The organism is Streptomyces sp. NBC_01171, from assembly GCF_045039805.1.
GTDB lineage: Bacteria > Actinomycetota > Actinomycetes > Streptomycetales > Streptomycetaceae > Streptomyces.
Window position 1 is genome coordinate 4,797,323 of record NZ_CP108609.1, and the last position, 24,314, is coordinate 4,821,636.

A 24,314-nucleotide genomic window follows, 5' to 3' on the forward strand; every position below is an offset into this window, starting at 1 on the left:
GGCGCCGTGGGATACGGCCGGGCTAGACGCTCTCCTCGGACTCCTCGGGCTTCTCGGCCTCTTCCGGCTCTCGCCGCTCCGGAAGCTCGGCGGCCAGCGCCGCGGCCGAGCGGACCAGGGGGAGGGCCAGCAGGGCGCCCGCGCCCTCGCCGACCCGTACGCCCTGGGTCAGCAGCGGCTCCAGCGCCATCCGGTCCAGCGCCTTCGCCTGCCCCGGCTCACCGCTGTCGTGACCCGCCAGCCACCAGTCCGGCGCCCGGAACGCCACCCGCTGGCCCACCAGCGCGCAGGCCGAGGCCACCACGCCGTCCAGGATCACCGGAAGCTTGCGCACCGCGCACTGGAGCAGGAACCCGGTCATCGCCGTCAGGTCGGCGCCGCCCACCGTCGCCAGGAGTTCGAGCTGGTCACCGAGGACCGGTCGAGCCCGGCGCAGGGCGTCCCGCACGGCCGCGCACTTGCGCATCCAGGCCAGGTCGTCGATGGCCTCGCCGCCGCGCCCGGTCACCACCGACGCGTCCGTCCCGCACAGCGCGGCCACCAGCACCGCCGCCGCCGTCGTGCCGCCCACGCTCACATCGCCGAGCACCACCAGGTCCGTACCGGAGTCGGCCTCCTCGTCGGCCACGGCCATGCCCGCGCGGAACGCCGCCTCGGCCTCCTCGGCGGTCAGCGCGTCCTCGACGTCGATCCGGCCGCTGCCGCGCCGCACCCGGTGCCGGGTCACCTCGGCGGGGAAGGTGTCCGGGTCGCAGTCCAGCGCCAGGTCGACCACCCGTACCGGCACGTCCAGCCTGCGGGCCAGCACCGCGGCCGGGCTCGTGCCCTCCAGCACCGCCCGGACCAGATCGGCCGCGCCGCCCTCCGGGCGCCGGGAGACCCCGAGCGAGGCGATGCCGTGGTCACCGGCGAAGAGGACCAGCTTCGGCCGCTCGACGGGCCGTACCGGCACCGCGCCCTGCGCGGCCGCCAGCCACTCGCCCAGCTCGTCCAGCCGGCCCAGCGCGCCGGACGGTACGGCCAGGCGCTCCCGCCGCGCCTCGGCGTCCCGGCGCACGCCGCCGTCCGGGCGCTCGATCAGATCGGTGAAGTCGTCGAGTTGAAGGCTGTCCATTCGCGGAACAGTACCGCCCGCGCGCGGGGCGCCCCGCGCCACACCGCCACCACGCCCGGCGCACGTCATTGCACCCAAGATCGGCATCCCTTACGTTCCGGTTTACCGCGAAATGCCGTACAGGAGCCGCCATGCCGCCCTCGCCCTCCGCCCCGCAGGTCAGCGACCGGTTCCCCGGCCCGCGCCGCGAGGACTGTCCCTGGTGCGGCTCGGCCCGCCTGCGCACCCGGCTGCGCGCGCCCCGCGCCGTCGCCCTCGACGAGTGCGGGGAGTGCGCCCACGCCTTCCAGAACCCCCGGCCCGCCGACGCCACCCGTCCGCTTCCGGAAGCCGGACGCGCCCACCGGGCCACCGCCCGCGCCCTCACCGGTCTGGCCGACCCCGAGAGCTGGCTCGACGTCGGCACCGGGCACGGCCACTTCCCCGAGGCCGCGCGGGAGTTCTTCCCGTACACCAGCTTCGACGGGCTCGACCCCACCGCGCGGGTCGAGCGGGCGCTCGCCGAGGGGCGGGTCGAGGAGGCCCACCGGGGGCTGCTCACCACGCCCGGCGTCACCGGCCAACTGCGCGCCCGTTACGACGTGGTGAGCATGCTCCACCACCTGGCCCACGTCCCCGACCCCCGCGCCGAACTGCGCGCCGCGCTGGCCGTGCTCCGCCCCGGCGGCCACCTCGTCATCGAGGCCGCCGCCCCGGACAGCGCCTACGCCACCCTCCTGGGTCCCCACTGGCTCCCGCACCGGCACGCCCACCTGCTCCCGCTGCCCAACCTGGAGGCCGAACTCCACGCCCTGGACTGCACGGTCACCACCACGGCCCGCGTCCACCAGCCCCAGGACCTCACCACGACCCTCCCCAGGCCCCTGCGCGCCCCCCTGGCCGCGGCCACCGCCCTGGACCACCTCCTGGCCCCCCTGACCCGGCGCACCCGCTTCGCCAACGCCTACCGGGTCGTGGCCCGCAAGCCGGGGCGGCTGCACGGCTAACCGCGCAGCACCAGCGCCTGCCCCGCCACCACCAGGACGACTTGCTCGCACTCCGAGGCGAACGCCGTGTTCAGGCGCCCGAGTTCGTCGCGGTAGCGGCGGCCCGAGGGGGTGGCCGGGACGATGCCGGAGCCCACCTCGTTGGAGACGGCGACCACGGTGCGGGGGGTCTCGCGTACCGCTCGCGTCAGTTCGTGGACCCGGTCGCGGAGCGCCTTCTCGCCGCCGTCGGCCCACTGGGCGTCGTCCCAGGCACCGACCGCGTCCATGACGTCGGTGAGCCAGAGGGAGAGGCAGTCGATGAGGAGGGGCGGGCCGTCCTCGGCGAGCAGGGGCACCAGGTCCGTGGTCTCCGCCGTACGCCAGGAGCCGGGACGGCGTTCGCGGTGCGCGGCGACCCGGTCCGCCCACTCGCGGTCCCCGGCGCGGGTGCCGCCGGTCGCCGCGTAGACCACGTCCGGGAAGGACTCCAGGCGCCGTTCCGCCTCCACCGACTTGCCCGAGCGGGCGCCGCCCAGCACCAGCGTCCGGCGCGGCACGTCCGGGACCTCGTCGTACGCGCCCACCGCCAGCGTCACCCCGTCCGGCACCGTCCGCGCCCCGGCCGCCGCCAGCCGCCGGGGCAACTCCGTGGCCTGCGGCACGTCATGGTCCAGGTGGACCGCGACGACGTCGGTCGCCGGACCCACCCCGCCGGCCGCCCGCAGCCGGGCCAGCGCGTCCGGGCGCCCCACGATGTCGGCCAGCACCATGTGGTATGGCTCCGCCACCCGCTCCAGCCCCGCCGGGGAGCCGCCCGGCGGGAGGTACAGCAGCTTCAGGCCGTCCGGCCCGGTCACCTCGTACCCCGTACCGCCCGCGTCCATCGCCAGCGCCCGGACCCGATGGCCCGTCAGCAGGGTCAGCTCGCGGCCGTCCGGTACCCGGACCGGCTGGGGGAGCCCGGCGGGGACCTCCACGGCGGGCCCGTCGTGCGGGTGGGAGAGGAGCACCTGGCGGACCCTGCCCAGCGAGTGGCCGGCGCGGGCGGCGGCGAAGGCGGCGCCCGGTGTCAGGTCCAGCAGCAGGGCCCCGTCCACCAGCAGCGCGGTGGCCGCCCGCGCGTGCGGGCCGAGCGCGCTCGCGCACACGGCACAGGGGCAGTCGGGTCGGGGCAGTCCCGAGGGGGCACCGGTGCCGAGCAGAGTGACGTCCACGGAACCGATTTTCACCTGTCCCGGCGCCCCCCGCGCACCAGGTCACCTGAGCGGACGATGATCCACGATGTCCTGTGGGCGGCCCCGCCGACCGCATACGCTGCCCGCAGGAGTCGGATCGAAGGAGGCGCGCATGACAGCTTGGACGTGGCGGTTCGAGAAGGCCGACGGGACGGAGGTCCCGCCCGCCGTGGAGCCCGAGGAGTTCACCACGCAGGGCGACGCCGAGTCCTGGGTCGGCGAGAACTGGAAGGCGCTGCTGGAGGGTGGCGCGGACCAGGTGCGGCTCTTCGAGGAGAGCACCGAGATCTACGGGCCGATGAGCCTCGACGCCGAGGGTGCCGAGGGGCAGTAACCCCGGTCCAGCGGGGGCGGGACCACTCCCGCTCCCGTCGGGGGGCCCTCACTGCTCCCCGAGCGTCACCTCGGCCGTGTGCCGCGAGTCCGAGCGCTGGTAGGTGACCGTGACCTTCTCGCCGGGCTTCTTCTCCGCCAGCACCTCGGCGAGTTCCGTGGTGGTGCCGACCGGGCTGTCGTCCAGCCGGGTGATCACATCGCCCGTCTTCAGCCCCGCCTTCGCCGCCGGCCCGCCCTGCTTCACCGTGACCACCGCCGCCCCGGCGGGCTGGTAGCCGTCGTCCACTATCGTGCGGACCGTGACGCCCAGTGCGGCCCGCCCGGAGTCGGTGACCTTGCCGGTGGCGATGATCTGCCCGGCGACCGTACGCACCATCGACGCCGGGATGGCGAAGCCGATGCCCGGCGCCGCGCCGCCCTGCATGCCGGGGTCGGTCGCGCCCAGCGTCGGGATGCCGATGACCTGACCCTTCAGGTTCACCAGGGCGCCCCCGCTGTTGCCGGGGTTGATCGCGGCCGAGGTCTGCACCATGTTGGGGATCGTGGCGCCGGGACCCCCGTCGTCACCGGGCTCGCTGACGGTCCGTCCGGTGGCCGAGACGATGCCCTGGGTCACGCTGGAGGCCAGCCCGAGGGGTGAGCCCATGGCCAGCACGATCTGGCCGACCTCCACCTCGTCCGAGCCGCCGAACACCGCCGGGCGCAGGTCCGCCGGGGCCTTGTCCAGCTTGATCACCGCGAGGTCCTGCTCGGGGTAGGAGTAGACCAGGCTCGCCGCCAGCGGTTCCTCGCTGCGGGCCGTGGTCACCCGGAAGGTCTTCTCCGCGCCGACCAGGTGCGCGTTGGTGACGATGTGGCCCTTGTCGTCGTAGACCACGCCCGAACCGAGGGACTGCCCCGCCTGGATCTGTACGACCGACGGCAGTACGTCCTTGATGACCTTCTGGTACTGGTCCTGGAGGTCGTCCGCCGCCCTCGGCAGCGCCGCCGGCGCGGTCGAAGGGTCGCTCTTCCGGGCCGAGGTCGCCGGGCCCGAGCAGCCGCCTACGAGGACAGCGGCGCACACCAGCACGACGGCCACGGCACCCCTGCGCCCGGCCCGGATACGGGAAGCGTCCATGGACGAGTCTCCCCACGGTTCACTGACGGGGGCCCGCCGAATACCGCCGAACGGGACTACCGCCGAACGGGACTACCCCCGCACCCCGCACAGGTGCAGCAGTTCCGCGATCCCTCGGTACGGGTCCGTGCGGCCCGCGCGTTCCTCGACGGCGAGGAGGGTCTCCAGGTCGTGGGGGGAGGCGGGGGCGGAGGGGACGCGGTCGGCGAAGACCTGGACGCCGTACCAGGCGTGCAGGGGGGCGGCGATGCCGTGCAGGGTGGCCGTCAGGGCGGAGAGGCGGTCGGCGCGGCCCTCGGGGGCGGGAGGCGGCGGGGTGTCGCCGTCGGCCTCGGTGCGGGAGCGGGGGAGGAGGGCGGCGCTGTCCAGGGCGGCCAGCGCCCCGGACCAGTCACCGGCGAGGCCGGGCCCCATGGCGAGGGCGTCGCCGTTGCGGACCAGCAGGGACAGCAGTCCACCGGGCGCCAGCATCCGGGCCAGCCCGGCCACCAGTGCGTCGGGCTCCTCGACGTGCATCAGCACCCCGTGGCACAGCACCACGTCGAAGCTGCCCGGCAGGAAGTGCACCCCGGTGTCCCGGCCCTCGCCCTGCACCAGCCGGACCCGCTCGCGGATACCGTCCGGCTCACCGGTCAGCGCCGCACGCGCGGCCGCGACCAGCTCGGGGTCGCGCTCGACCCCGGTGACCCGGTGGCCGAGCCGGGCCAGGCGCAACGCCTGCGCGCCCCGGCCCATGCCGACGTCGAGCACCCGCAGCCGCCGCCCGACGGCGAAGGCCCGGGCGAGCTGCTCGTCCAGTTGGCGGGTGACCAGGTGCTGGCGGATCAGCTCGCCCGGTGTGTGCGGCCCCGTCAGGGCCGCCGTGCCGGGAGCGGCGTCTGCGCTCAGGGTCGCTCTCCGCGCTTGACCTGCGGCTTGGGCAGTCGCAGCCGGCGCATCTGGAGGGAGCGCATGAGGCCGTACATGACCGCGCCCCGGCGGTTGACGTCCGGGAACTTCTCGGCGAGCCGCTTGTTCAGTCGGTAGCCGCTGAAGGCGGAGTCGACGAGGATCAGCACGATCACGATCAGCCACAGCAGCAGCGCGATGCTCTGGATCGAGGGCACCCGCACCACACTGAGGATCAGGATCACGATGGCCAGCGGCAGGAAGAACTCCGCCACGTTGATCCGCGAGTCGACCCAGTCACGGGCGAACTTGCGCACCGGCCCCTTGTCCCGGGCGGGCAGGTACCGCTCGTCGCCCCCGGCGAGCGCGCGGCGCTGCCGGTCCAGGGCCTGACGGCGGTCCTCGCGCTGCCGCTTCGCGGCGTCCTTGCGGGACACGGGCGTACTGGCGACACTGCGGCGCTGGGTCTGGGCCTCACTGCGCTTCGGCGTGGGCCGACCCTTGGGGGCCTGGGGGTCGCGGGGCTGACTGGAGCCGGTCACCTGCGCCTTGTCGGCGGGTGCCTTCTCTTCCTTCGCACGGCTACGGAACACAAAACCCAAGGGTACGGGCATCACCGGCATGGACCCCAGTCCTTCGGGGAACGATCCGGCAACGCCGGACGTCTATCGGGGTACAGAGGGGACGTCCTGGACGCTTCCCGGGCGAGTCGTACACCCGGCGGGGCGCCACCCCGGGGATCACCTACTCCTCACGCCGGAGTGGCCGGGCCGGGGCTCGTCCTTGGGGAGGAGCGCATCGCTCCCCGAACGGTGCGGTAATGGTGGCAGGGCCCGTACTGTGGGTTCTGTCGCAGGATCGGTGAGCTGGAGTCCGTCAGAAGGGGGCGCGCGAAGCCCATGAGCGGTGTCATGAAGCGTATGGGGATGATCTTCCGCGCGAAGGCGAACAAGGCCCTTGACCGGGCCGAGGACCCGCGCGAGACCCTCGACTACTCGTACCAGAAGCAGTTGGAGCTGCTCCAGAAGGTGCGGCGCGGTGTCGCCGACGTGGCGACCTCCCGCAAGCGCCTGGAGCTCCAGCTCAACCAGTTGCAGCAGCAGTCCGGGAAGCTGGAGGACCAGGGCCGCAAGGCGCTGGCGCTCGGCCGGGAGGACCTCGCCCGTGAGGCGCTGGCCCGCCGCTCCGCCCTCCAGCAGCAGGTCACGGACCTGGAGACGCAGCACGCCACCCTCCAGGGCGAGGAGGAGAAGCTCACCCTCGCGGCCCAGCGCCTCCAGGCCAAGGTCGACGCCTTCCGTACGAAGAAGGAGACCATCAAGGCCACCTACACCGCCGCCCAGGCGCAGACCCGCATCGGGGAGGCGTTCTCCGGCATCTCCGAGGAGATGGGCGACGTGGGCATGGCGATCCAGCGGGCCGAGGACAAGACGGCCCAGCTCCAGGCGCGGGCCGGCGCGATCGACGAGCTGCTCGCCTCCGGCGCGCTGGACGACCAGTCCGGCATGGCCAAGGACGACATCCAGGCCGAGCTGGACCGCCTCTCCGGCGGTTCGGACGTGGAGCTGGAGCTCCAGCGGATGAAGGCCGAGCTGGCCGGTGGCTCCTCCGCCCAGCAGCAGGCCATCGAGGGCGGTACGGGCGGTCAGCAGGCACAGCAGCAGCCGCAGGACACCCCCCGCTTCGACAAGCAGTAGTCCGCCGCCGGGACCCGAGCCGAGGAGGCCGTAGTGATCGTACGGATCATGGGTGAGGGCCAGGTGAGGCTGGACGACTCCCGCTTCCCTGAGCTGAACAAGCTGGACGACGAACTGCTCGCCGAGGTCGAGGGCGGTGACGAGGAGGGCTTCCGGCGCACCCTGCACTCCCTGCTGGAAGCCGTCCGGAAGCTGGGCACCCCGCTCCCGGACGACTCCCTGGAGCCCTCCGAGCTGATCCTGCCCGCCCCGGACGCCACCGTGGAGGAGGTCCGGGAGATGCTCAGCGACGACGGGCTGATCCCCGGCTGATCAGCCGAGCGTGAAGAAGGTGGAGCGGGACTTCTGCCACTCCGGGTGGGAGAGGTCCTTGGCCTCGGTGCCGTCGCCGTACAGGTCGGCGCTGCCGTCGTCGGTGATGAGCTGCACCCGGCCGCCGGGCACGTCCAGGTCCGGCACCGCCACCACGGACTCCCAGCCGCCCGCGTCCGCCGTGGGCAGGTCCAGCACCTTCACCGGCTGGTGCCCGGCCACCCCGTCCCAGCGGTACAGGGCGTAGGGCGCGCTGTTGTCCTCGGCCGCCCAGGACCCGGCGACGATCAGGTACTGCCCCTTGTCGTTCCGGCGCAGATCACGCACCGACAGCCCGCCGAGGTCCAGCTCGACGGGGGTGCCGAAGGCGGCCTTCGTGCCGCGGACCACCTGGTCCATGTTGGTCACCGGCACGATCAGCGCCTTCCCGCCCTCGCTCGGCGGGACCAGCGGGGCGCGGAAGCCGACGTAGGCCGTTGTGGTGGAGCCGGGCGCGAACTCCAGACCCTCCACGTTGAAGCCGTCCACCTGCTTCGGGGTCTGGCCGTCGGCGGTCGCGGCCGCGAAGCCGTACCGGTTGCCGCCCGCCTTGTCCCAGGCGACCAGGTCGTCCCGCAGCCTGTGCCCGGCGCTGCCGAAGGCCACCGAGGTGGCGGCGCCGGAACCGGAGAGCGTGGTGGTGAAGACCGTGTTCCGGTCCGCCTTGTACTCGCCGTCCTTGTTGTTGCCGAGCGAGCCGGTCCAGTAGACGGTGTTCCCGACGCGGGCCGCGCCCTCGATGTCGACCTCCTTGGAAGCGCCCAGCGCGGAGGACAGGTCCCAGCTCTTGACCGGCGCGCCCGAGGCCGAACCGTCGTACAGGCGCAGGGTGTTGTCCTCGTCGTTGGCCACCAGGACGTAGCCGCCGCCGGCGTCCACGGCGGCGGAGGCGTCCGAGGCGCCGGTGAGGTAGCGGGCGTCGGCCGAGCGCTGGACGGCGGGGGAGGCCGCGTAGTGCAGGGTCGTGGTGGCGGACTTGCCGTCCGCGCCGGTCACCTTCAGCGTGAGGTCGGCGTACCCCTGGGCGCGGGCGGTCACCGCGACCGTACGGCTGCCGCCGCTGCCGGTGACGCGGACGTCCCCGGTGCCCGCCACCGTGCTCCGGCTGCTCTGCGACGCCGTCACCGTCAGGCCCGAGGCGTCCGCGCCGCTCTGCGCGACGGTCACCGTGACCGCCGGGTCACCGGTCGCGCCGACCGCGCCGGAGAGGTAGGCGGCCGACAGCTTGATCGTCGGGGTGCCGGTGGACGCCGCGTGCACCGTGGCGGCCGGGCCGAGGACCGCCAGCAGGGCTACGGCGGTGGCGGTGGGGAGCAGGCGGGAGGGGAGGGGGCGCACGGGTCACTGCCTTTCGACGACGACGCATCCGGTCCGGGCGGCCCGCATGCCGACGAGAAGGCTCGGCCGACCCGGCCAACGGTGGGCGTCCACCACCGGTATCCCCGGCGAACACCACCCGACACCTGGCGTCCCACCGCGCACCCGCGCCGTCCCCGCGCCCCGTACTGTTCACCGGGTGAGCACTCTCCGACGCGCCCGGTACCAGTTCAAGGCGCACCCCCTCACACTCGACGCGGTCATCGCGGCGGCCGTGCTGCTGTGCATGATCAGCAGCGCCTTCGCCGCACCGGACGGCGACCACGGCGTGGACTGGGGCGCCCGTCCGCCCAACGCGCTGAGCCTGCTGCTGATGGTCCTGGCCTCCGCCGCCCTCGTACTGCGCCGCCGCTCCGCGCTCGCCGTACTGGCCGCCACCGGCACCTTCGCCCTGATCGAGTGCGTCACCGGCGACCCCCGCGCCCCCGTGGCGATGACCACCGTCATCGCCCTCTACACCGTCGCCTCCACCACCGACCGCGCCACCACCTGGCGGGTCGGACTGCTCACCATGACCGTGCTGACGGTGGCCGCCATGGCCGCCGGGCCGCTGCCCTGGTACGCGCAGGAGAACATCGCCCTGGTCGCCTGGACCGGCATCGGCGCCACCGCGGGTGACGCCGTCCGCAGCCACCGCGCCTTCGTCCAGGCCATCCGGGAGCGCGCCGAACGCGCCGAGCGCACCCGCGAGGAGGAGGCCCGGCGCCGGGTCGCCGAGGAACGGCTGCGCATCGCCCGCGAACTGCACGACGTGGTCGCCCACCACATCGCCCTGGTCAACGTGCAGGCCGGCGTCGTCGCCCACGTCATGGACCGGCGCCCCGACCAGGCCAAGGAGGCCCTCGCGCACGTCCGCGAGGCCAGCCGCTCCGCGCTGGACGAACTGCGCGCCACGGTCGGCCTGCTCCGCCAGTCCGACGACCCCGCCGCGCCCACCGAACCCGCCTCCGGCCTCGGCCGCCTCGACGAACTCGCCGGGACCTTCCGCAACGCCGGACTGCCCGTCCAGGTGGCCCGCGCCGAGCAGGACACCGAACTCCCGGCCGCCGTCGACCTGGCCGCCTACCGGATCGTGCAGGAAGCCCTCACCAACGCCCAGAAGCACGCCGGAACCGGCGCCAAGGCCGAGGTCAGCGTCGTACGGGTCGGGCCGAACATCGAGATCAGCGTGCTGGACGACGGCGCCGGCGCCACCGGTGCGACCGGTACGGGCGGCGGGCACGGGCTGCTCGGCATGCGCGAGCGGGTCACCGCGCTCGGCGGCACCCTCACCACCGGCCCCCGCTACGGCGGCGGCTTCCGCGTCCATGCCATCCTGCCGGTCCAGACCCGCGCCGGGGCCGAGAGGAAGCCCGTATGACCATCCGCGTCCTGCTCGCCGACGACCAGGCGTTGCTGCGCAGCGCGTTCCGGGTGCTGGTCGACTCCGAGCCCGGCATGGCCGTGGTGGGGGAGGCGTCCGACGGCGCCGAGGCGGTCCGGCTGGCCAAGGAGTGCGCCGCCGACGTCGTCCTGATGGACATCCGGATGCCCGGCACCGACGGCCTCGCCGCCACCCGCATGATCGGCGCCGACCCGGCCCTGGCCCACGTCCGCGTGGTCATCCTGACCACCTTCGAGGTCGACGACTACGTGGTGAAGGCCCTGCGCGCGGGCGCCTCCGGGTTCCTCGGCAAGGGCAGCGAGCCGGAGGAGCTGCTGACCGCGATCCGCCTCGCCGCGAGCGGCGAGGCGCTGCTGTCCCCGGCCGCCACCAAGGGCCTGATCGCCCGCTTCCTCGCCCAGTCCGACGTCCCCGCCCCCGACCCGGCCCGGCTGGCCAGGCTCGACGCGCTCACCGTCCGGGAACGCGAGGTGCTCGTGCTGGTGGCCGGCGGCCACTCCAACGACGAGATCGCCGAGCGTCTCGAGGTCAGCCCGCTGACGGTGAAGACGCACGTCAACCGGGCCATGGCCAAGCTGGGCGCCCGCGACCGGGCCCAGCTCGTCGTCATCGCCTACGAGTCCGGGCTGGTCCGCCCGAGGTCGGACTGACCTCCACCCGCTCTACTGCGCGGGGAGTAGCGGGCCGCCCCGGAAATGGACCAGGGGCCTACGGGTCGGGCCCCGATGATGGACCAGGGTGTGGGGTGGGCGCACAGACGCGTCCCGCCGCAGCTTCTGCCGCTCACAGAAGAGAGACCCTGTCCCATGTCCTGGCTGTCCCGGTTCAGCCTCGCGCAACGGGCCCTGATCGGCCTGATGTCGCTCATCGCGCTGGTCTTCGGACTCATCGCGATACCCCAGATCAAGCAGCAACTGCTGCCCACCATCGACCTGCCCATGGTCTCGGTGATCGCCCCCTACCAGGGCGCCTCGCCCGACGTGGTGGAGAAGCAGGTCATCGAGCCCATCGAGGACAGCCTCCAGGGCGTCGACGGCGTCACCTCGGTCACCTCCACCGCCAGCGAGGGCAACGCCGTGATCATGGCGTCCTTCGACTACGGCAACGACACCAAGCGGCTCGTCACCGACGTCCAGCAGGCCGTCAACCGGGCCCGCGCCCAGCTCCCGGACACCGTCGACCCCCAGGTCGTCTCCGGCTCCACCGACGACATGCCGACCGTGGTGCTCGCCGCCTCCTCCGGCACCGACCAGCAGGCGCTGGCCGACAAGCTGGACCGTACGGTCGTCCCCGCGCTGAAGGACATCGACGGCGTCGGACGGGTCCAGGTCATGGGCGTGCGCGACCTCCAGGTCGCCGTCACCCCGGACGACGCCAAACTCGCCAAGGCGGGGCTCAGCCCGGCCGCGCTCATCCCGGCGCTCCAGGCGGGCGGCGCGTCCGTCCCGGCGGGCTCCTTCGACGAGAACGGCGCCAACCGCACGGTCCAGGTCGGCGGCGGCTTCACCTCGCTGGCCCAGATCAAGGACCTCCGCGTCGCGGGCCAGGGCGGCGGCAAGCCCGTGCGCCTCGCCGACGTGGCGACCGTCGCGGAGCGGCCGGCCCCGGCCGACTCGCTGACCCGCACGGACGGCAAGCCCAGCCTCGCGGTCAACGTCACCATGGACCACGACGGCAGCGCGGTCGCCATCTCCGACGCGGTCGAGGACCAGCTCCCCAAGCTCCGGGCCGACCTCGGCAAGGACGCCAAGCTCACGGTCGTCAGCGACCAGGGGCCCGAGGTGTCCAAGGCCATCGACGGCCTGACCACCGAGGGCGCGCTCGGCCTGCTGTTCGCCGTGCTGATCATCCTGGTCTTCCTGGCCTCGGTCCGCTCCACGCTGGTCACCGCGGTCTCCATCCCGCTCTCCGTGGTGCTGGCGCTGCTGGTGCTGTGGACGCGCGGGCTGTCGCTGAACATGCTCACGCTGGGTGCGCTGACCATCGCCATCGGCCGGGTCGTGGACGACTCGATCGTGGTGCTGGAGAACATCAAGCGGCACCTCGGCTACGGCGAGGAGCGCAAGGAGGCCATCCTCGGCGCCGTCCGCGAGGTCGCCGGAGCGGTCACCTCCTCCACCCTCACCACGGTCGCCGTCTTCCTGCCGATCGGCCTGGTCGGCGGCATGGTGGGCGCCCTGTTCGGCTCGTTCAGCATCACCGTGACGGCCGCCCTGCTGGCCTCGCTGCTGGTGTCGCTGACCGTGGTGCCGGTGCTGTCGTACTGGTTCCTGCGCGCTCCCAAGGGCACCCCGGAGGACGCCGACGAGGCCCGCCGCCGGGCCGAGGAGAAGGAGGCCGACAGCCGCCTCCAGCGCCTCTACGTCCCCGTCCTGCGGTTCGCCACCCGGCGCCGGCTGGTCAGCCTGCTGATCGCGGTCGTCGTGCTGTTCGGCACCTTCGGCATGGCCGGGCTGCTGAAGACCAACTTCTTCGACCAGGGCGAGCAGCAGGTCCTCACCGTCAAGCAGAAGCTGAAGCCCGGCACCAGCCTCTCCGCGACCGACGCGCAGGCCAGGCGGGTGGAGAAGCTGCTCGGCGGGATCGACGGCATCAAGGACTACCAGGTCACCGTCGGCTCCTCCGGCTTCATGGCCGCCTTCGGCGGCGGCACCGACACCAACCAGGCGTCGTACCAGGTCATGCTGAAGGACTCCGGCTCCGCCGCCGACGTGCAGCGGGAGCTGGAGGACGGGCTGAAGAAGCTGGACGGCGCGGGGACGACCACCGTCTCGGCGGGCGCGGCCTTCGGCAACCAGGACCTCCGTGTCGTGGTCAAGGCCGCCGACCCCGCGGCCCTGCGCACGGCGGCCGAGAAGGTGCGCTCCACCGTGGCCGGTCTCGACGACGTCACCGACGTCACCAGCGACCTCGCGCAGAGCGTGCCGCGCATCTCGGTGCGGGCGGGCGCCAAGGCGGCCGCGGCCGGGTTCGACGAGCAGAAGCTCGGCGCGGCGGTCGCGCAGTCGGTGCGCGGCGTCCCGGCGGGCAAGGCGGTCCTGGACGACACCGAGCGCGACGTCGTCGTACGGTCCGCCCACCCGGCCGCCACGCTGGCCCAGTTGAAGAACCTGCGGCTCGGTGCGGTGAAGCTCGGTGACATCGCCACCGTGAAGCTGGTCGACGGGCCCGTGTCCATGACCCGGATCGACGGTCAGCGCGCCGCGACCGTCACGGCCAAGCCGACCGGTGACAACACCGGCGCGGTCAGCGCCCAGCTCCAGTCGAAGATCAAGGCCCTGAAGCTCCCGGCGGGCGCCACGGCCGAGATCGGTGGTGTCTCCTCCGACCAGGACGACGCCTTCAAGAACCTGGGCCTGGCCATGCTGGCGGCCATCGCCATCGTGTTCATGCTGCTGGTGGCGACGTTCCGCTCGCTGGTCCAGCCGCTGATCCTGCTGGTCTCCATCCCGTTCGCGGCGACCGGCGCGATCGGCCTGCTCATCGTCACCGGCACCCCGATGGGCGTCCCGGCGATGATCGGCATGCTGATGCTCATCGGCATCGTGGTGACCAACGCGATCGTGCTGATCGACCTGATCAACCAGTACCGCTCCCAGGGGTACGGGGTCGTCGAGGCCGTCGTGGAAGGCGGCCGCCACCGGCTCCGCCCGATCCTCATGACCGCCCTGGCGACGATCTTCGCCCTCCTCCCGATGGCGCTCGGCGTCACCGGCGAGGGCGGCTTCATCGCCCAGCCCCTCGCGGTCGTGGTGATCGGCGGCCTGATCACGTCGACCCTGCTGACCCTCCTCCTCGTCCCCACGCTCTACGCGATGGTGGAACTGCGGAAGGAACGCCGAGCGGCGAAGAAGGCGGCGAAGCGGTCCCCGGAGACCGAACAGCAGTCCTCGGACGAGCCGGAGACGGCCGGAGTCTGACCGGCACCACACAGACGGAGGCCCGTCGAACACCCTCGAGGTGTTCGACGGGCCTCCGTCGTACATCGGTCCCGCTACGGCAGCGCCAGCATCCGCTCCAGCGCCAGCTTGGCGAACGCCTCCGTCTCGGGGTCGACCTCGATGCGGTTGACCAGGGTGCCCTCGGCGAGGGACTCCAGGGCCCAGACCAGGTGGGGGAGGTCGATGCGGTTCATGGTGGAGCAGAAGCAGACCGTCTTGTCGAGGAAGACGATCTCCTTGCCCTCGGGCGCGAACCGGTTCGCCAGCCGCCGGACCAGGTTCAGCTCGGTGCCGATGGCCCACTTGGAGCCGGCCGGGGCCGCCTCCAGCGTCTTGATGATGTACTCCGTCGAGCCGACGTAGTCCGCCGCGGCCACGACCTCGTGCCGGCACTCGGGGTGCACCAGGACGTTCACGCCCGGCACCCGCTCGCGCACGTCCTCGACCGACTCCAGGCTGAAGCGCCCGTGCACCGAGCAGTGCCCGCGCCACAGGATCATCTTCGCGTCCCGGAGCTGCTCGGCGGTCAGGCCGCCGTTCGGCTTGTGCGGGTTGTAGAGGACGCAGTCCTCCAGGGACATCCCCATGTCGCGGACGGCGGTGTTGCGGCCGAGGTGCTGGTCGGGCAGGAACAGCACCTTCTCACCCTGCTGGAAGGCCCACTCCAGCGCCCGCTCGGCGTTGGAGGAGGTGCAGATGGTCCCGCCGTGCTTGCCGGTGAACGCCTTGATGTCCGCGGAGGAGTTCATGTAGGACACCGGCACGACCTGCTCGGCGACGCCCGCCTCGGTCAGCACGTCCCAGCACTCCGCGACCTGCTCGGCCGTGGCCATGTCGGCCATCGAGCAGCCGGCCGCGAGGTCCGGCAGGACGACCTTCTGGTCGTCCGAGGTGAGGATGTCGGCCGACTCGGCCATGAAGTGCACACCGCAGAACACGATGTACTCCGCCTCCGGGCGGGCGGCCGCGTCACGGGCCAGCTTGAAGGAGTCACCGGTGACGTCCGCGAACTGGATGACCTCATCCCGCTGGTAGTGGTGGCCGAGGACGAAGACCTTGCTGCCGAGCTTCTCCTTGGCCGCACGGGCGCGCGCCACGAGGTCCGGGTCGGAGGGTGCGGGCAGATCGCCGGGGCATTCGACGCCCCGCTCGCTCCTCGGGTCGGCCCCGCGGCCGAGCAGCAGCAGGGCGAGCGGAGACGGCTGTACGTCGAGCTGCGGGGTCTGGGCGGTGGTCACGGCACCTACCCTTTCTACTTTTCGTCTAACTGACGTTATCTATCATAACCGCTTCACGTCACTTTGACGATGGCCATAGCGTCCATGTGACGTGAATCCCGGCCTCTCCGGCACCGGCCCGCTGCCCCCTCTTCCGCCCGTGTGCGAGCATGAGAAGAGAAGCGAAACGCGGCCAGACGGTCCGCCCGGCCCGGAATGAATCGGCCGGCGCGCCGGTTGCACTGGTCGGAAAGCAGTCTCCGTACAACTTGGGAGAGATGTAGATGTCCGTATCGGACGAGACCAGCACCGTCACCGACGGCATCATCGTGACCGACGCCGCCGCGGCCAAGGTCAAGGCGCTGCTCGACCAGGAAGGCCGGGACGACCTCGCCCTGCGGGTGGCCGTCCAGCCCGGCGGCTGCTCCGGTCTGCGCTACCAGCTCTTCTTCGACGAGCGCTCGCTCGACGGCGACGTCGTGAAGGACTTCGACGGCGTCAAGGTCGTCACCGACCGCATGAGCGCCCCGTACCTGGGCGGCGCCACGATCGACTTCGTGGACACGATCGAGAAGCAGGGCTTCACGATCGACAACCCGAACGCGACGGGCTCCTGCGCCTGCGGCGACTCCTTCAGCTGAACCGGCCCCACGGCCGCGACACGACGGCGGCGGCCCCTCCTGGTGAGGGGCCGCCGCCGTCGTCGTACGCCGGGGGGTCAGGGCGTCAGGGAGTCAGGCTGTGCTCCGCCTTCGGGACCCGGCCCCCGTCGGTGCCCACCACCTCGCGGTCCGCGAGAGGGGCGTCCAGGGAGACGGTCCGGGCGTACTCCTTGCCGAGCGCGATGCAGTTGCCCGGCCGGGGCTTCTCGGTGACCGTGACCGCCACCCGGCCCGCGCTCTCCCGCGCCGACGCGCGGTACTCGGCACACACCCCGCCGACGAAGCGCACGGTCAGCTTCCGGCCCTCGGCGCGGTAGCCCTCCACCGTCACCCCGCGCCCCTTCGGCGCCTCGGCCGAAGGAGAGGGGGAGGGAGAGGCGAGGTACTTCGGGTCGACCGCCGGGTGCGCCACCGTGAAGCCGCCGCGGGCCGCCGAGCCGCGCACCTCGAACAGCCAGGACGGTACGAGGGCCTGACGGCCGTCCACCGACTGCGCGGCCAGCCCGAACACCGCCTTCTCGACCGTCACCGCGTCGCCCTTCGGCGCGGCGGGGGAGCCGGTGGCGGCGCCGCACGGCTGCTCCAGGCGGTCCTTCAGCGGCACCGGGCTCGCACACCCGCCGATGCCCATCCGGTGGCCCTTGGCGGGTGGCTCGTTCATCAGCTTCACCGTGTCGGCCGCGCCCAGTACGGGGTACGTGTCGCCCTTCGTGAGCCGCGCGAGCATTCCGTGGCCGCCGACGATGTCGCCCTTCTCGTCCACGGTCAGGCCGGTCGTCCAGCCGTAGGTGGGCAGACCGTCCACCACCGGGTCGGCGTTCACCACCCGACGGCCGCCCATCACCTGGCTCGCGTCGATCTTCGCGTCGTCCTGCCCGAGCGCCTTCAGTACCGGCCGCGCCACCCGCTCCGCCTCCGCCGTGCCGACCGGCTCGTCCGCCGGGGCGGCCGGGTCCTGTGCACAGACGGTGATCTTGCGGCAGTTGTCGGTGCCGGGCGCGTACCGGGTGTACGACCAGTCGGCTCCCGTCACCCGGAGCACCGGGCCGCCCTCCCGCTCCCCGGCCCGCCAGCCGCCCCCGTCGGCCACGGGGGTGCCGGCGATCCCCAGCGCCTTGGCCAGCCGGGCGACTTCGTCCTCGCCGACCTTGCCCTCCGCGAGGTGGACGGAGGCGGAGCGGGGGCCGTCGGGGAGGTCGCCCTTGACGACATAGTGGACGCCACCGCTCGGGTCGGGTTCCCCGACGGCGATCCCGGCGGAGCCGGTGCCCGGCCCGCTGTCGAGGGCGAGCGGTGGGGGAGCGCCCTCGCTTCCGGCCCCGGCCTGCTTGCCGTCGGACCCGCTTCCGGAGGCCAGCCAGGCACCCCCGCCGCCTACGAGCAGTACGGCGGCGGCGACGGAGGCGATGATCGCGGCGGTACGGGGGCGTCCGGCGGGGGCGGGAGGGGTCTCTTCACCCGCCTGGGTCTCAGCAGCCTCGGCAGCCTCGGAGGTCGCGGCAGGCCCCTCCGTCGACGCCGGCTCCGATTCCGGCTCGGCTTCCGACCGGTCCTCGTTCTCGGGTCGCTCCTTGGTCACCGCATCGCTCCTCGCTGCTCGTGCCCCGCGTCTCCCGCGCGGGGGACGGCGGTGGGACGCGCGAGGGGAGCGCACGGTTCCCTTCCGCGCGCCCCTGCGAGGGCCGGCTCAGTCGCCGTAGTCGGACATCGCGTCCACCAGCCGTGCCGAGCGGGCCGGCACCCGGACCCCGTGGATCAGCGAGGGCGGGACCGGGCGGGTGGCCCGGTGCTCGGGTGGGGCCCAGTGCGGGGCCATGCGGGCGCAGTCGCCGCGCAGCGCGGGGAGGTCCACTTCGAGGTCGTCGGGCCTGAGGTTCGTCATGAGCGCACCGTAGGCACGCCGGGGCCGGTGAAGAAAGATCTACTATCGGGTAGTTTTCCCCGCTTCAGTGGGTGCCCGATTACGGGTAGCGTGAACTGTCAGCTCCCCCTCCCGCCAGGAGAACGCCTGCCGTGCGCATCGCAGTCACCGGCTCCATCGCCACCGACCACCTCATGACCTTCCCCGGCCGCTTCGCCGACCAGTTCGTCGCGGACCAACTGCACACGGTCTCGCTCTCCTTCCTCGTCGACAACCTGGACGTGCGCCGGGGCGGCGTGGGCGCCAACATCGCCTTCGGCATGGGCCAGCTCGGCACCCGGCCGATCCTCGTCGGCGCCGCGGGCTTCGACTTCGACGAGTACCGCTCCTGGCTCGACCGCCATGGCGTGGACACCGAGTCGGTCCGTATCTCGGAGACCCTGCACACCGCCCGCTTCGTGTGCACCACCGACTCCGACCACAACCAGATCGGCTCCTTCTACACCGGTGCCATGAGCGAGGCCCGGCTGATCGAGCTGAAGACGGTCGCGGACCGCGTCGGCGGCCTGGACCTCGTCCTGATCGGCGCCGACGACCCGGAGGGCATGCTCCGCCACACCGAGGAGTGCCGCTCCCGCTCGATCCCCTTCGCCGCGGACTTCTCCCAGCAGATCGCCCGTATGGAGGGCGAGGAGATCCGGATACTGCTGGACGGCGCCACGTACCTGTTCTCCAACGAGTACGAGAAGGGCCTCATCGAGTCCAAGACCGGCTGGAGCGACGAGCAGATCCTCGCGAAGGTCGGCCATCGGGTGACCACTCTCGGTTCGCGCGGTGTGCGGATCGAGCGGGTCGGCGAGGACCCGATCGAGGTCGGTTGCCCGGACGAGGAGCGCAAGGCCGACCCCACGGGTGTCGGCGACGCCTTCCGCGCGGGGTTCCTGTCCGGGCTTGCCTGGGGGGTCTCGCTGGAGCGGGCGGCTCAGGTCGGGTGCATGCTGGCGACGCTCGTCATCGAGACGGTGGGTACGCAGGAGTATCAGCTTCGGCGGGCGCACTTCATGGACCGCTTCACCAAGGCGTACGGCGAGGATGCGGCGGCTGAGGTTCGTCAGTACCTGAGCTGAAGTCTTTGCCTCGACGGGTCCGTGGTTCGCTGCGGGCCCGTCGGTGGCTGGTCGCGCCAAGGCGGCGGAGCCGCAAGTCCAACACCGCCCCGCGCCCCTGGGTCAGCTCAGTCGGCGGACGACATAAGCCGCGCCTTGCTCCGCCTTCTCCTCGCCCACGTACTCCTGCCCCCGCATCTCGCACCACGCCGGGATGTCCAGACGGGCCGCCTCGTCGTCCGACAGGACGCGTACCGTGCCACCCACCGGGACCTCGCCGATCACCTTGGCCAGTTCGATCACCGGGATGGGGCAGCGTTTGCCGAGGGAGTCCACCACCAGCTCCTCCGCCCGCGCCTCGACCTCCGGCTCCGGTGCCCCGAGCTGGGCCCGTACCCCCGCCACCACGCCGGGCAGCACCTCCAGGAAACGGTCGACCTCCTCCGACGCGACGCCCAGCGGCAGCGACACGCGGACGTTGCCCTCGCTCAGTACGCCCATCGCCTTGAGCACATGGCTCGGTGTGAGGGTGCCGCTGGTGCAGGAGGAGCCGGAGGAGACGGAGAAGCCGGCCCGGTCCAGCTCGGACAGCAGCACCTCGCCGTCGACGTACAGGCAGGAGAACGTGACGATCCCCGGCAGCCGCCGCTCCGGATCGCCCACCACCTCCACGTCCGGCACCAACCGCGGCACCCGCGCCCGGATCTGCTCGGTCAGCGCCCGCAGCCGTACCGCCTCCGCGTCCGCCTCGGCCCGTACCGCCCGCAGCGCGGCCACCGAGGCCACGATCGCCGGGATGTTGCCGAAGCCGGAGACGCGCCCCGACTCCCGCTCCTCGCCCGGCCCCTGGGCCGCGAAGCGGACGCCCTTGCGCACCACCAGCAGGCCCACCCCCGAGGGGCCGCCCCACTTGTGCGCGCTGGCCGTCAGCAGCGACCAGCCCTCGGGCACCGGGCCCCAGCCCAGCGACTGGGCCGCGTCCACCAGCAGCGGCACCCCGGCCGCCCGGCACGCCCCGGCCACCTCGGCCACCGGCTGCACGGTGCCCACCTCGTGGTTGGCCGACTGGAGACACGCCAGCGCGGTGTCGGCCCGCAGGGCCTCCGCGTACGCCGACGGGTCCACCGCCCCCGCCCGGCTGACGCCCACTCGGGTGACAGAACCGCCCCCGGCCTCGAACGTGTCCGCCGAATGGAGGACCGAGGAATGTTCGACCGCTGACACGATCAGGTGACGTCCGACGCGCCGCCGCCCGGCCAACGCCCCCGCCACACCGTCGTGGACGGCCCGCGTCCCGGACGACGTGAACACCACCTCGTCCGCCCGGCACCCCACCACCTCGGCCGCCGCCTCCCGAGCCGCGTCCAGCAGCATCCGGGCCCGCCGCCCCTCCCGGTACAACCGTCCCGGATCGGCCCACCCCTCATCCAAAGACGCCAACAACGCCTGCCGCGCCACAGGATGAAGCGAAGCCCCAGAAGCCACATCGAAGAAAGCCACAGGGCAACGTTAGAACGCCGTCTGGTCTTGCCGACCTGGGGGCGCGGGGCTGTGTCCATCTGCGGCTCCGCCGCGGGGCGCGACAAGCCACAACGGCGCGGCACAAACCCCCAAACCGACACAACAACGGCGATTGGCCCCCCAGCAACACCCCTCAGAACGACCCGGCGACGCGTATGCCCCCCTCCCCGCGAACCGTCGGAGACCGTCGGCTAGGGTTTGGTCCGCATAAACATCCAAACCCCTGCCCGACGCAGGGCGGCGACCGACCAGCGAGAAGGCCGCAGCCGACCGCGCGGGCGAGACTCTCGGGAAGGCGCTACGTGAGTCCCAACGGCTCCGACCTCCCCCTTCGCCCGAAAGGCGTGGGCGGTACCCCCAAGCCGCGGCGCGCGACGCGGCGGAAGCTGCTCCAGGCACTGACCGCGGGCCTGGTCCTTGCGACCGCGACCGGTTGCACATACAAGGACTTCCCCCGCCTTGGCATGCCCACCCCGACCACGGAAGAGGCTCCCCGCATCCTCTCCCTGTGGCAGGGCTCGTGGGCCGCCGCGCTCGCTACCGGCGTGCTGGTGTGGGGCCTGATCCTGTGGAGCGCCATGTTCCACCGGCGCAGCCGCACCAAGGTCGAGGTTCCGCCGCAGACGCGGTACAACATGCCCATCGAGGCGCTGTACACGGTGGTTCCGATCATCATCGTCTCGGTGCTCTTCTACTTCACCGCGCGGGACGAATCGAAGCTCCTCAGCCTGGAGAAGAAGCCGGACGTCACGGTCAACGTGGTCGGCTTCCAGTGGAGCTGGGGCTTCAACTACATCGAGAACGTGCCGGGTTCCACCGGTGACGCCAAGAAGGACCCGAACCTCGCGGCCATCCCCACGCGGTTCGTGGACCAGTTCCCGGCCAACGCCGGTGGCGTCTACGACGTCGGTACGCCGGGTACGCGGAACCCGCAGACCGGCAACCCCGGCCCGACGCTGTGGCTGCCCAAGGGCAAGACGGTCCGCTTCGTGCTGACCTCGCGTGACGTCATCCACGACTTCTGGGTCGTGCCCTTCCTGATGAAGCAGGACGTCATTCCGGGCCACACCAACGCCTTCCAGGTGACTCCCAACAAGGAGGGCACCTTCATGGGCAAGTGCGCGGAGCTCTGCGGCGTCGACCACTCCCGGATGCTGTTCAACGTGAAGGTCGTCTCCCCCGAGCGGTACGAGCAGCACCTCAAGGACCTCGCCAAGAAGGGGCAGACCGGTTACATTCCCGCCGGCATCGCGCAGACGAGCCACGAGAAGAACCGGGAGACGAACAACCTGTGAGCATCCTCAACGAACCCCAGGGTGCCGGCGCGACCGAGGACTCGAACGACAACGAGTTGTTGATCCGGCGCAAGCAGCCCGGCAACGTCGTGATCAAGTGGCTGACGACCACTGACCACAAGACGATCGGCACGCTGTATCTGGCGACGTCGTTCGCGTTCTTCCTCATCGGTGGCGTGATGGCGCTGCTCATGCGTGCCGAGCTGGCGCGCCCGGGCATGCAGATCATCTCCAACGAGCAGTTCAACCAGGCGTTCACGATGCACGGCACCGTGATGCTGCTGATGTTCGCGACGCCGCTGTTCGCCGGTTTCGCCAACTGGATCATGCCGCTCCAGATCGGCGCGCCCGACGTGGCGTTCCCGCGGCTGAACATGTTCGCCTACTGGCTCTACCTGTTCGGCTCGACCATCGCCGTGGGTGGCTTCCTCACCCCGCAGGGCGCGGCCGACTTCGGCTGGTTCGCCTACTCCCCGCTGTCGGACGCGGTCCGCTCGCCGGGTGTCGGTGCCGACATGTGGATCATGGGTCTGGCCTTCTCCGGCTTCGGCACGATCCTCGGCTCGGTCAACTTCATCACCACGATCATCTGCATGCGCGCTCCGGGCATGACGATGTTCCGCATGCCGATCTTCGTGTGGAACGTGCTGCTGACCGGTGTGCTGGTCCTGCTGGCCTTCCCGGTGCTGGCCGCCGCGCTGTTCGCCCTGGAGGCGGACCGCAAGTTCGGTGCCCATATCTTCGACGCCGCCAATGGCGGGGCCCTGCTATGGCAACACCTCTTCTGGTTCTTCGGCCATCCAGAGGTGTACATCATCGCGCTGCCGTTCTTCGGCATCATCTCCGAGATCATCCCGGTGTTCTCGCGCAAGCCGATGTTCGGCTACATGGGCCTGATCGCGGCCACGATCGGCATCGCCGGTCTGTCCGTGACCGTGTGGGCGCACCACATGTACGTCACCGGCGGTGTGCTGCTGCCGTTCTTCTCCTTCATGACGTTCCTCATCGCGGTCCCGACCGGTGTGAAGTTCTTCAACTGGATCGGCACGATGTGGAAGGGCTCGCTGTCCTTCGAGACACCGATGCTCTGGACGACCGGCTTCCTGATCACCTTCGTCTTCGGTGGTCTGACCGGTGTCATCCTGGCCTCGCCGCCGATGGACTTCCACGTCTCGGACTCGTACTTCGTGGTGGCGCACTTCCACTACGTGGTCTTCGGCACCGTGGTCTTCGCGATGTTCGCCGGCTTCCACTTCTGGTGGCCGAAGTTCACCGGCAAGATGCTGGACGAGCGCCTCGGCAAGATCACCTTCTGGACGCTGTTCATCGGCTTCCACGGCACCTTCCTGGTCCAGCACTGGCTGGGCGCCGAGGGCATGCCGCGCCGGTACGCCGACTACCTGGCGGCCGACGGCTTCACCGCGCTGAACACGGTCTCCACGATTGCCTCGTTCCTGCTCGGCCTGTCGATCCTGCCGTTCCTCTACAACGTGTGGAAGACCGCCAAGTACGGCAAGCCGGTCGAGGTGGACGACCCGTGGGGCTACGGCCGTTCGCTGGAGTGGGCGACCTCCTGCCCGCCGCCTCGCCACAACTTCCTCACCCTGCCGCGGATTCGCAGCGAATCCCCGGCGTTCGACCTGCACCACCCCGAGATCGCCGCGCTGGAGCAGCTTGAGCACGCCGGTCACGGCGCCGCCATCGCGGGCAGCAAGGAGGCCGGCAAGTGAAGATCCAAGGTCGGATGTTCTTCTGGCTGAGCATCTTCGTCCTGGTCATGGCCGTCGTGTACGGCGTGTGGTCGAAGGAGCCGGCCGGTACCACGGCGCTCTTCCTGGCCTTCGGCCTGTGCATCATGATCGGCTTCTACCTGGGCTTCACCGCCCGGCGGGTCGACGCGGGCGCGCAGGACGACAAGGAGGCCGATGTCGCGGACGGCGCGGGCGAGCTGGGCTTCTTCAGCCCGCACAGCTGGCAGCCGCTGTCCCTGGCGGTCGGCGGCGCGCTGGCCTTCCTCGGCATCGCGGTCGGCTGGTGGTTGCTGTACTTCTCGGCACCCCTGATCGCCATCGGTCTCTTCGGCTGGGTGTTCGAGTACTACCGCGGTGAGAACCGCACCCAGTAACACAGCGCACGACACGGCGGGAGCCCGGACACTCCATCAGGAGGGTCCGGGCTCCTCCGTTTGCCGCAGTGTCCGTCGCTCATACGGGTTACGTGCCGAGCCGGTGAGGTCTTCGT

At 71.9% G+C, this 24,314-nt stretch carries 22 protein-coding genes; 12 read left to right on the plus strand and 10 right to left on the minus strand.

Going from position 1 to position 24,314, the window contains the following annotated elements:
* Window positions 1-22: 22 nt before the first annotated feature.
* Window positions 23-1,114, minus strand: coding sequence for a nicotinate-nucleotide--dimethylbenzimidazole phosphoribosyltransferase (cobT, locus tag OG448_RS22095; protein WP_405556246.1), 1,092 nt, complete (start codon window positions 1,112-1,114; stop codon window positions 23-25).
* Between the two features lie 131 nt (window positions 1,115-1,245).
* Here cobT and OG448_RS22100 point away from each other — a divergent pair, with 131 nt between their 5' ends.
* On the plus strand, window positions 1,246-2,100 hold the full coding sequence (locus OG448_RS22100) for a class I SAM-dependent methyltransferase (RefSeq protein ID WP_405556248.1): 855 nt from the start codon (window positions 1,246-1,248) through the stop codon (window positions 2,098-2,100).
* On the opposite strand, the gene OG448_RS22105 is transcribed toward OG448_RS22100, so the two are convergent.
* Complete coding sequence (locus OG448_RS22105; protein WP_405556250.1) at window positions 2,097-3,296, minus strand: bifunctional adenosylcobinamide kinase/adenosylcobinamide-phosphate guanylyltransferase; 1,200 nt, start codon at window positions 3,294-3,296, stop codon at window positions 2,097-2,099. The genes OG448_RS22100 and OG448_RS22105 overlap by 4 nt on opposite strands.
* 133 nt (window positions 3,297-3,429) lie before the next feature.
* Here OG448_RS22105 and OG448_RS22110 point away from each other — a divergent pair, with 133 nt between their 5' ends.
* Window positions 3,430-3,651, plus strand: coding sequence for a hypothetical protein (locus OG448_RS22110; RefSeq protein ID WP_030807623.1), 222 nt, complete (start codon window positions 3,430-3,432; stop codon window positions 3,649-3,651).
* A gap of 48 nt (window positions 3,652-3,699) precedes the next feature.
* Here OG448_RS22110 and OG448_RS22115 read toward each other — a convergent pair whose 3' ends face one another.
* The 3 genes from OG448_RS22115 to OG448_RS22125 form a co-directional block, all read right to left on the minus strand.
* Window positions 3,700-4,773, minus strand: a complete 1,074-nt coding sequence (locus OG448_RS22115) for a S1C family serine protease (protein WP_405556252.1) — start codon at window positions 4,771-4,773, stop codon at window positions 3,700-3,702.
* 72 nt (window positions 4,774-4,845) lie between these two features.
* Window positions 4,846-5,586, minus strand: coding sequence for a class I SAM-dependent methyltransferase (locus OG448_RS22120; protein WP_405558890.1), 741 nt, complete (start codon window positions 5,584-5,586; stop codon window positions 4,846-4,848).
* A 71-nt stretch (window positions 5,587-5,657) separates the two neighbouring features.
* Complete coding sequence (locus OG448_RS22125; protein WP_405556254.1) at window positions 5,658-6,254, minus strand: DUF3043 domain-containing protein; 597 nt, start codon at window positions 6,252-6,254, stop codon at window positions 5,658-5,660.
* 306 nt (window positions 6,255-6,560) lie between these two features.
* Between OG448_RS22125 and OG448_RS22130 the strand changes: the two genes are divergently transcribed.
* Both OG448_RS22130 and OG448_RS22135 read left to right on the plus strand, forming a co-directional pair.
* Window positions 6,561-7,358 carry a PspA/IM30 family protein gene (locus OG448_RS22130; RefSeq protein ID WP_078858422.1) on the plus strand — a complete coding sequence of 266 codons (798 nt, stop codon included), beginning with the start codon at window positions 6,561-6,563 and terminating at the stop codon, window positions 7,356-7,358.
* A gap of 33 nt (window positions 7,359-7,391) precedes the next feature.
* Window positions 7,392-7,670 (plus strand): hypothetical protein, encoded by a 279-nt coding sequence (locus OG448_RS22135; RefSeq protein ID WP_405556256.1) that lies wholly within the window; start codon window positions 7,392-7,394, stop codon window positions 7,668-7,670.
* On the opposite strand, the gene OG448_RS22140 is transcribed toward OG448_RS22135, so the two are convergent.
* A complete protein-coding gene (locus OG448_RS22140) occupies window positions 7,671-9,047 on the minus strand; it encodes a DUF3616 domain-containing protein (RefSeq protein WP_405556257.1) in 1,377 nt (458 codons plus the stop codon).
* A 178-nt stretch (window positions 9,048-9,225) separates the two neighbouring features.
* Here OG448_RS22140 and OG448_RS22145 point away from each other — a divergent pair, with 178 nt between their 5' ends.
* The 3 genes from OG448_RS22145 to OG448_RS22155 all read left to right on the plus strand — a co-directional run bounded on the left by OG448_RS22145 (window position 9,226) and on the right by OG448_RS22155 (window position 14,390).
* A complete protein-coding gene (locus tag OG448_RS22145) occupies window positions 9,226-10,446 on the plus strand; it encodes a sensor histidine kinase (protein WP_405556259.1) in 1,221 nt (406 codons plus the stop codon).
* Window positions 10,443-11,120 carry a response regulator gene (locus OG448_RS22150; protein WP_405556261.1) on the plus strand — a complete coding sequence of 226 codons (678 nt, stop codon included), beginning with the start codon at window positions 10,443-10,445 and terminating at the stop codon, window positions 11,118-11,120. Before OG448_RS22145 ends, OG448_RS22150 begins: the two co-directional genes overlap by 4 nt.
* A gap of 156 nt (window positions 11,121-11,276) precedes the next feature.
* Window positions 11,277-14,390, plus strand: a complete 3,114-nt coding sequence (locus OG448_RS22155) for an efflux RND transporter permease subunit (protein ID WP_405556262.1) — start codon at window positions 11,277-11,279, stop codon at window positions 14,388-14,390.
* Between the two features lie 74 nt (window positions 14,391-14,464).
* Here the strand turns inward: OG448_RS22155 and nadA are convergent, their stop codons facing one another.
* On the minus strand, window positions 14,465-15,649 hold the full coding sequence (gene nadA, locus OG448_RS22160) for a quinolinate synthase NadA (protein ID WP_405556263.1): 1,185 nt from the start codon (window positions 15,647-15,649) through the stop codon (window positions 14,465-14,467).
* Between the two features lie 263 nt (window positions 15,650-15,912).
* Here nadA and erpA point away from each other — a divergent pair, with 263 nt between their 5' ends.
* Window positions 15,913-16,269, plus strand: a complete 357-nt coding sequence (erpA, locus tag OG448_RS22165) for an iron-sulfur cluster insertion protein ErpA (RefSeq protein WP_030807593.1) — start codon at window positions 15,913-15,915, stop codon at window positions 16,267-16,269.
* Window positions 16,270-16,354: 85 nt separating this feature from the next.
* Here the strand turns inward: erpA and OG448_RS22170 are convergent, their stop codons facing one another.
* Window positions 16,355-17,869: a hypothetical protein gene (locus OG448_RS22170; RefSeq protein WP_405556265.1), complete on the minus strand. Its 1,515-nt coding sequence runs from the start codon at window positions 17,867-17,869 to the stop codon at window positions 16,355-16,357.
* A 108-nt stretch (window positions 17,870-17,977) separates the two neighbouring features.
* Window positions 17,978-18,172, minus strand: coding sequence for a hypothetical protein (locus OG448_RS22175; protein ID WP_391291476.1), 195 nt, complete (start codon window positions 18,170-18,172; stop codon window positions 17,978-17,980).
* Between the two features lie 131 nt (window positions 18,173-18,303).
* Between OG448_RS22175 and OG448_RS22180 the strand changes: the two genes are divergently transcribed.
* Window positions 18,304-19,278 (plus strand): carbohydrate kinase family protein, encoded by a 975-nt coding sequence (locus tag OG448_RS22180; protein WP_405556266.1) that lies wholly within the window; start codon window positions 18,304-18,306, stop codon window positions 19,276-19,278.
* A gap of 102 nt (window positions 19,279-19,380) precedes the next feature.
* Here the strand turns inward: OG448_RS22180 and OG448_RS22185 are convergent, their stop codons facing one another.
* A complete protein-coding gene (locus OG448_RS22185) occupies window positions 19,381-20,757 on the minus strand; it encodes a cysteine desulfurase/sulfurtransferase TusA family protein (protein WP_405556268.1) in 1,377 nt (458 codons plus the stop codon).
* Between the two features lie 323 nt (window positions 20,758-21,080).
* Between OG448_RS22185 and coxB the strand changes: the two genes are divergently transcribed.
* The 3 genes from coxB to OG448_RS22200 are packed head-to-tail and all read left to right on the plus strand — an operon-like array spanning window position 21,081 to window position 24,198.
* The gene (gene coxB / locus OG448_RS22190) at window positions 21,081-22,073 is read left to right on the plus strand and encodes a cytochrome c oxidase subunit II (RefSeq protein WP_403384165.1); all 993 of its coding nucleotides are present in this window, start codon (window positions 21,081-21,083) and stop codon (window positions 22,071-22,073) included.
* On the plus strand, window positions 22,070-23,803 hold the full coding sequence (ctaD, locus tag OG448_RS22195) for a cytochrome c oxidase subunit I (RefSeq protein WP_130334277.1): 1,734 nt from the start codon (window positions 22,070-22,072) through the stop codon (window positions 23,801-23,803). The genes coxB and ctaD overlap by 4 nt, the downstream gene beginning before the upstream one ends.
* Window positions 23,800-24,198, plus strand: a complete 399-nt coding sequence (locus OG448_RS22200; RefSeq protein ID WP_135790407.1) for a cytochrome c oxidase subunit 4 — start codon at window positions 23,800-23,802, stop codon at window positions 24,196-24,198. Before ctaD ends, OG448_RS22200 begins: the two co-directional genes overlap by 4 nt.
* Window positions 24,199-24,314 lie beyond the last annotated feature (116 nt).

Coding starts and splice junctions, on each gene's coding strand:
- OG448_RS22150 (WP_405556261.1), top strand. CDS start 10,443: ATGACCATCCGCGTCCTGCTCGCCGACGACCAGGCGTTGCTGCGCAGC.
- erpA (WP_030807593.1), top strand. CDS start 15,913: ATGTCCGTATCGGACGAGACCAGCACCGTCACCGACGGCATCATCGTG.
- OG448_RS22110 (WP_030807623.1), top strand. CDS start 3,430: ATGACAGCTTGGACGTGGCGGTTCGAGAAGGCCGACGGGACGGAGGTC.
- cobT (WP_405556246.1), bottom strand. CDS start 1,114: ATGGACAGCCTTCAACTCGACGACTTCACCGATCTGATCGAGCGCCCG.
- OG448_RS22100 (WP_405556248.1), top strand. CDS start 1,246: ATGCCGCCCTCGCCCTCCGCCCCGCAGGTCAGCGACCGGTTCCCCGGC.
- OG448_RS22155 (WP_405556262.1), top strand. CDS start 11,277: ATGTCCTGGCTGTCCCGGTTCAGCCTCGCGCAACGGGCCCTGATCGGC.
- OG448_RS22175 (WP_391291476.1), bottom strand. CDS start 18,172: ATGACGAACCTCAGGCCCGACGACCTCGAAGTGGACCTCCCCGCGCTG.
- OG448_RS22130 (WP_078858422.1), top strand. CDS start 6,561: ATGAGCGGTGTCATGAAGCGTATGGGGATGATCTTCCGCGCGAAGGCG.
- OG448_RS22115 (WP_405556252.1), bottom strand. CDS start 4,773: ATGGACGCTTCCCGTATCCGGGCCGGGCGCAGGGGTGCCGTGGCCGTC.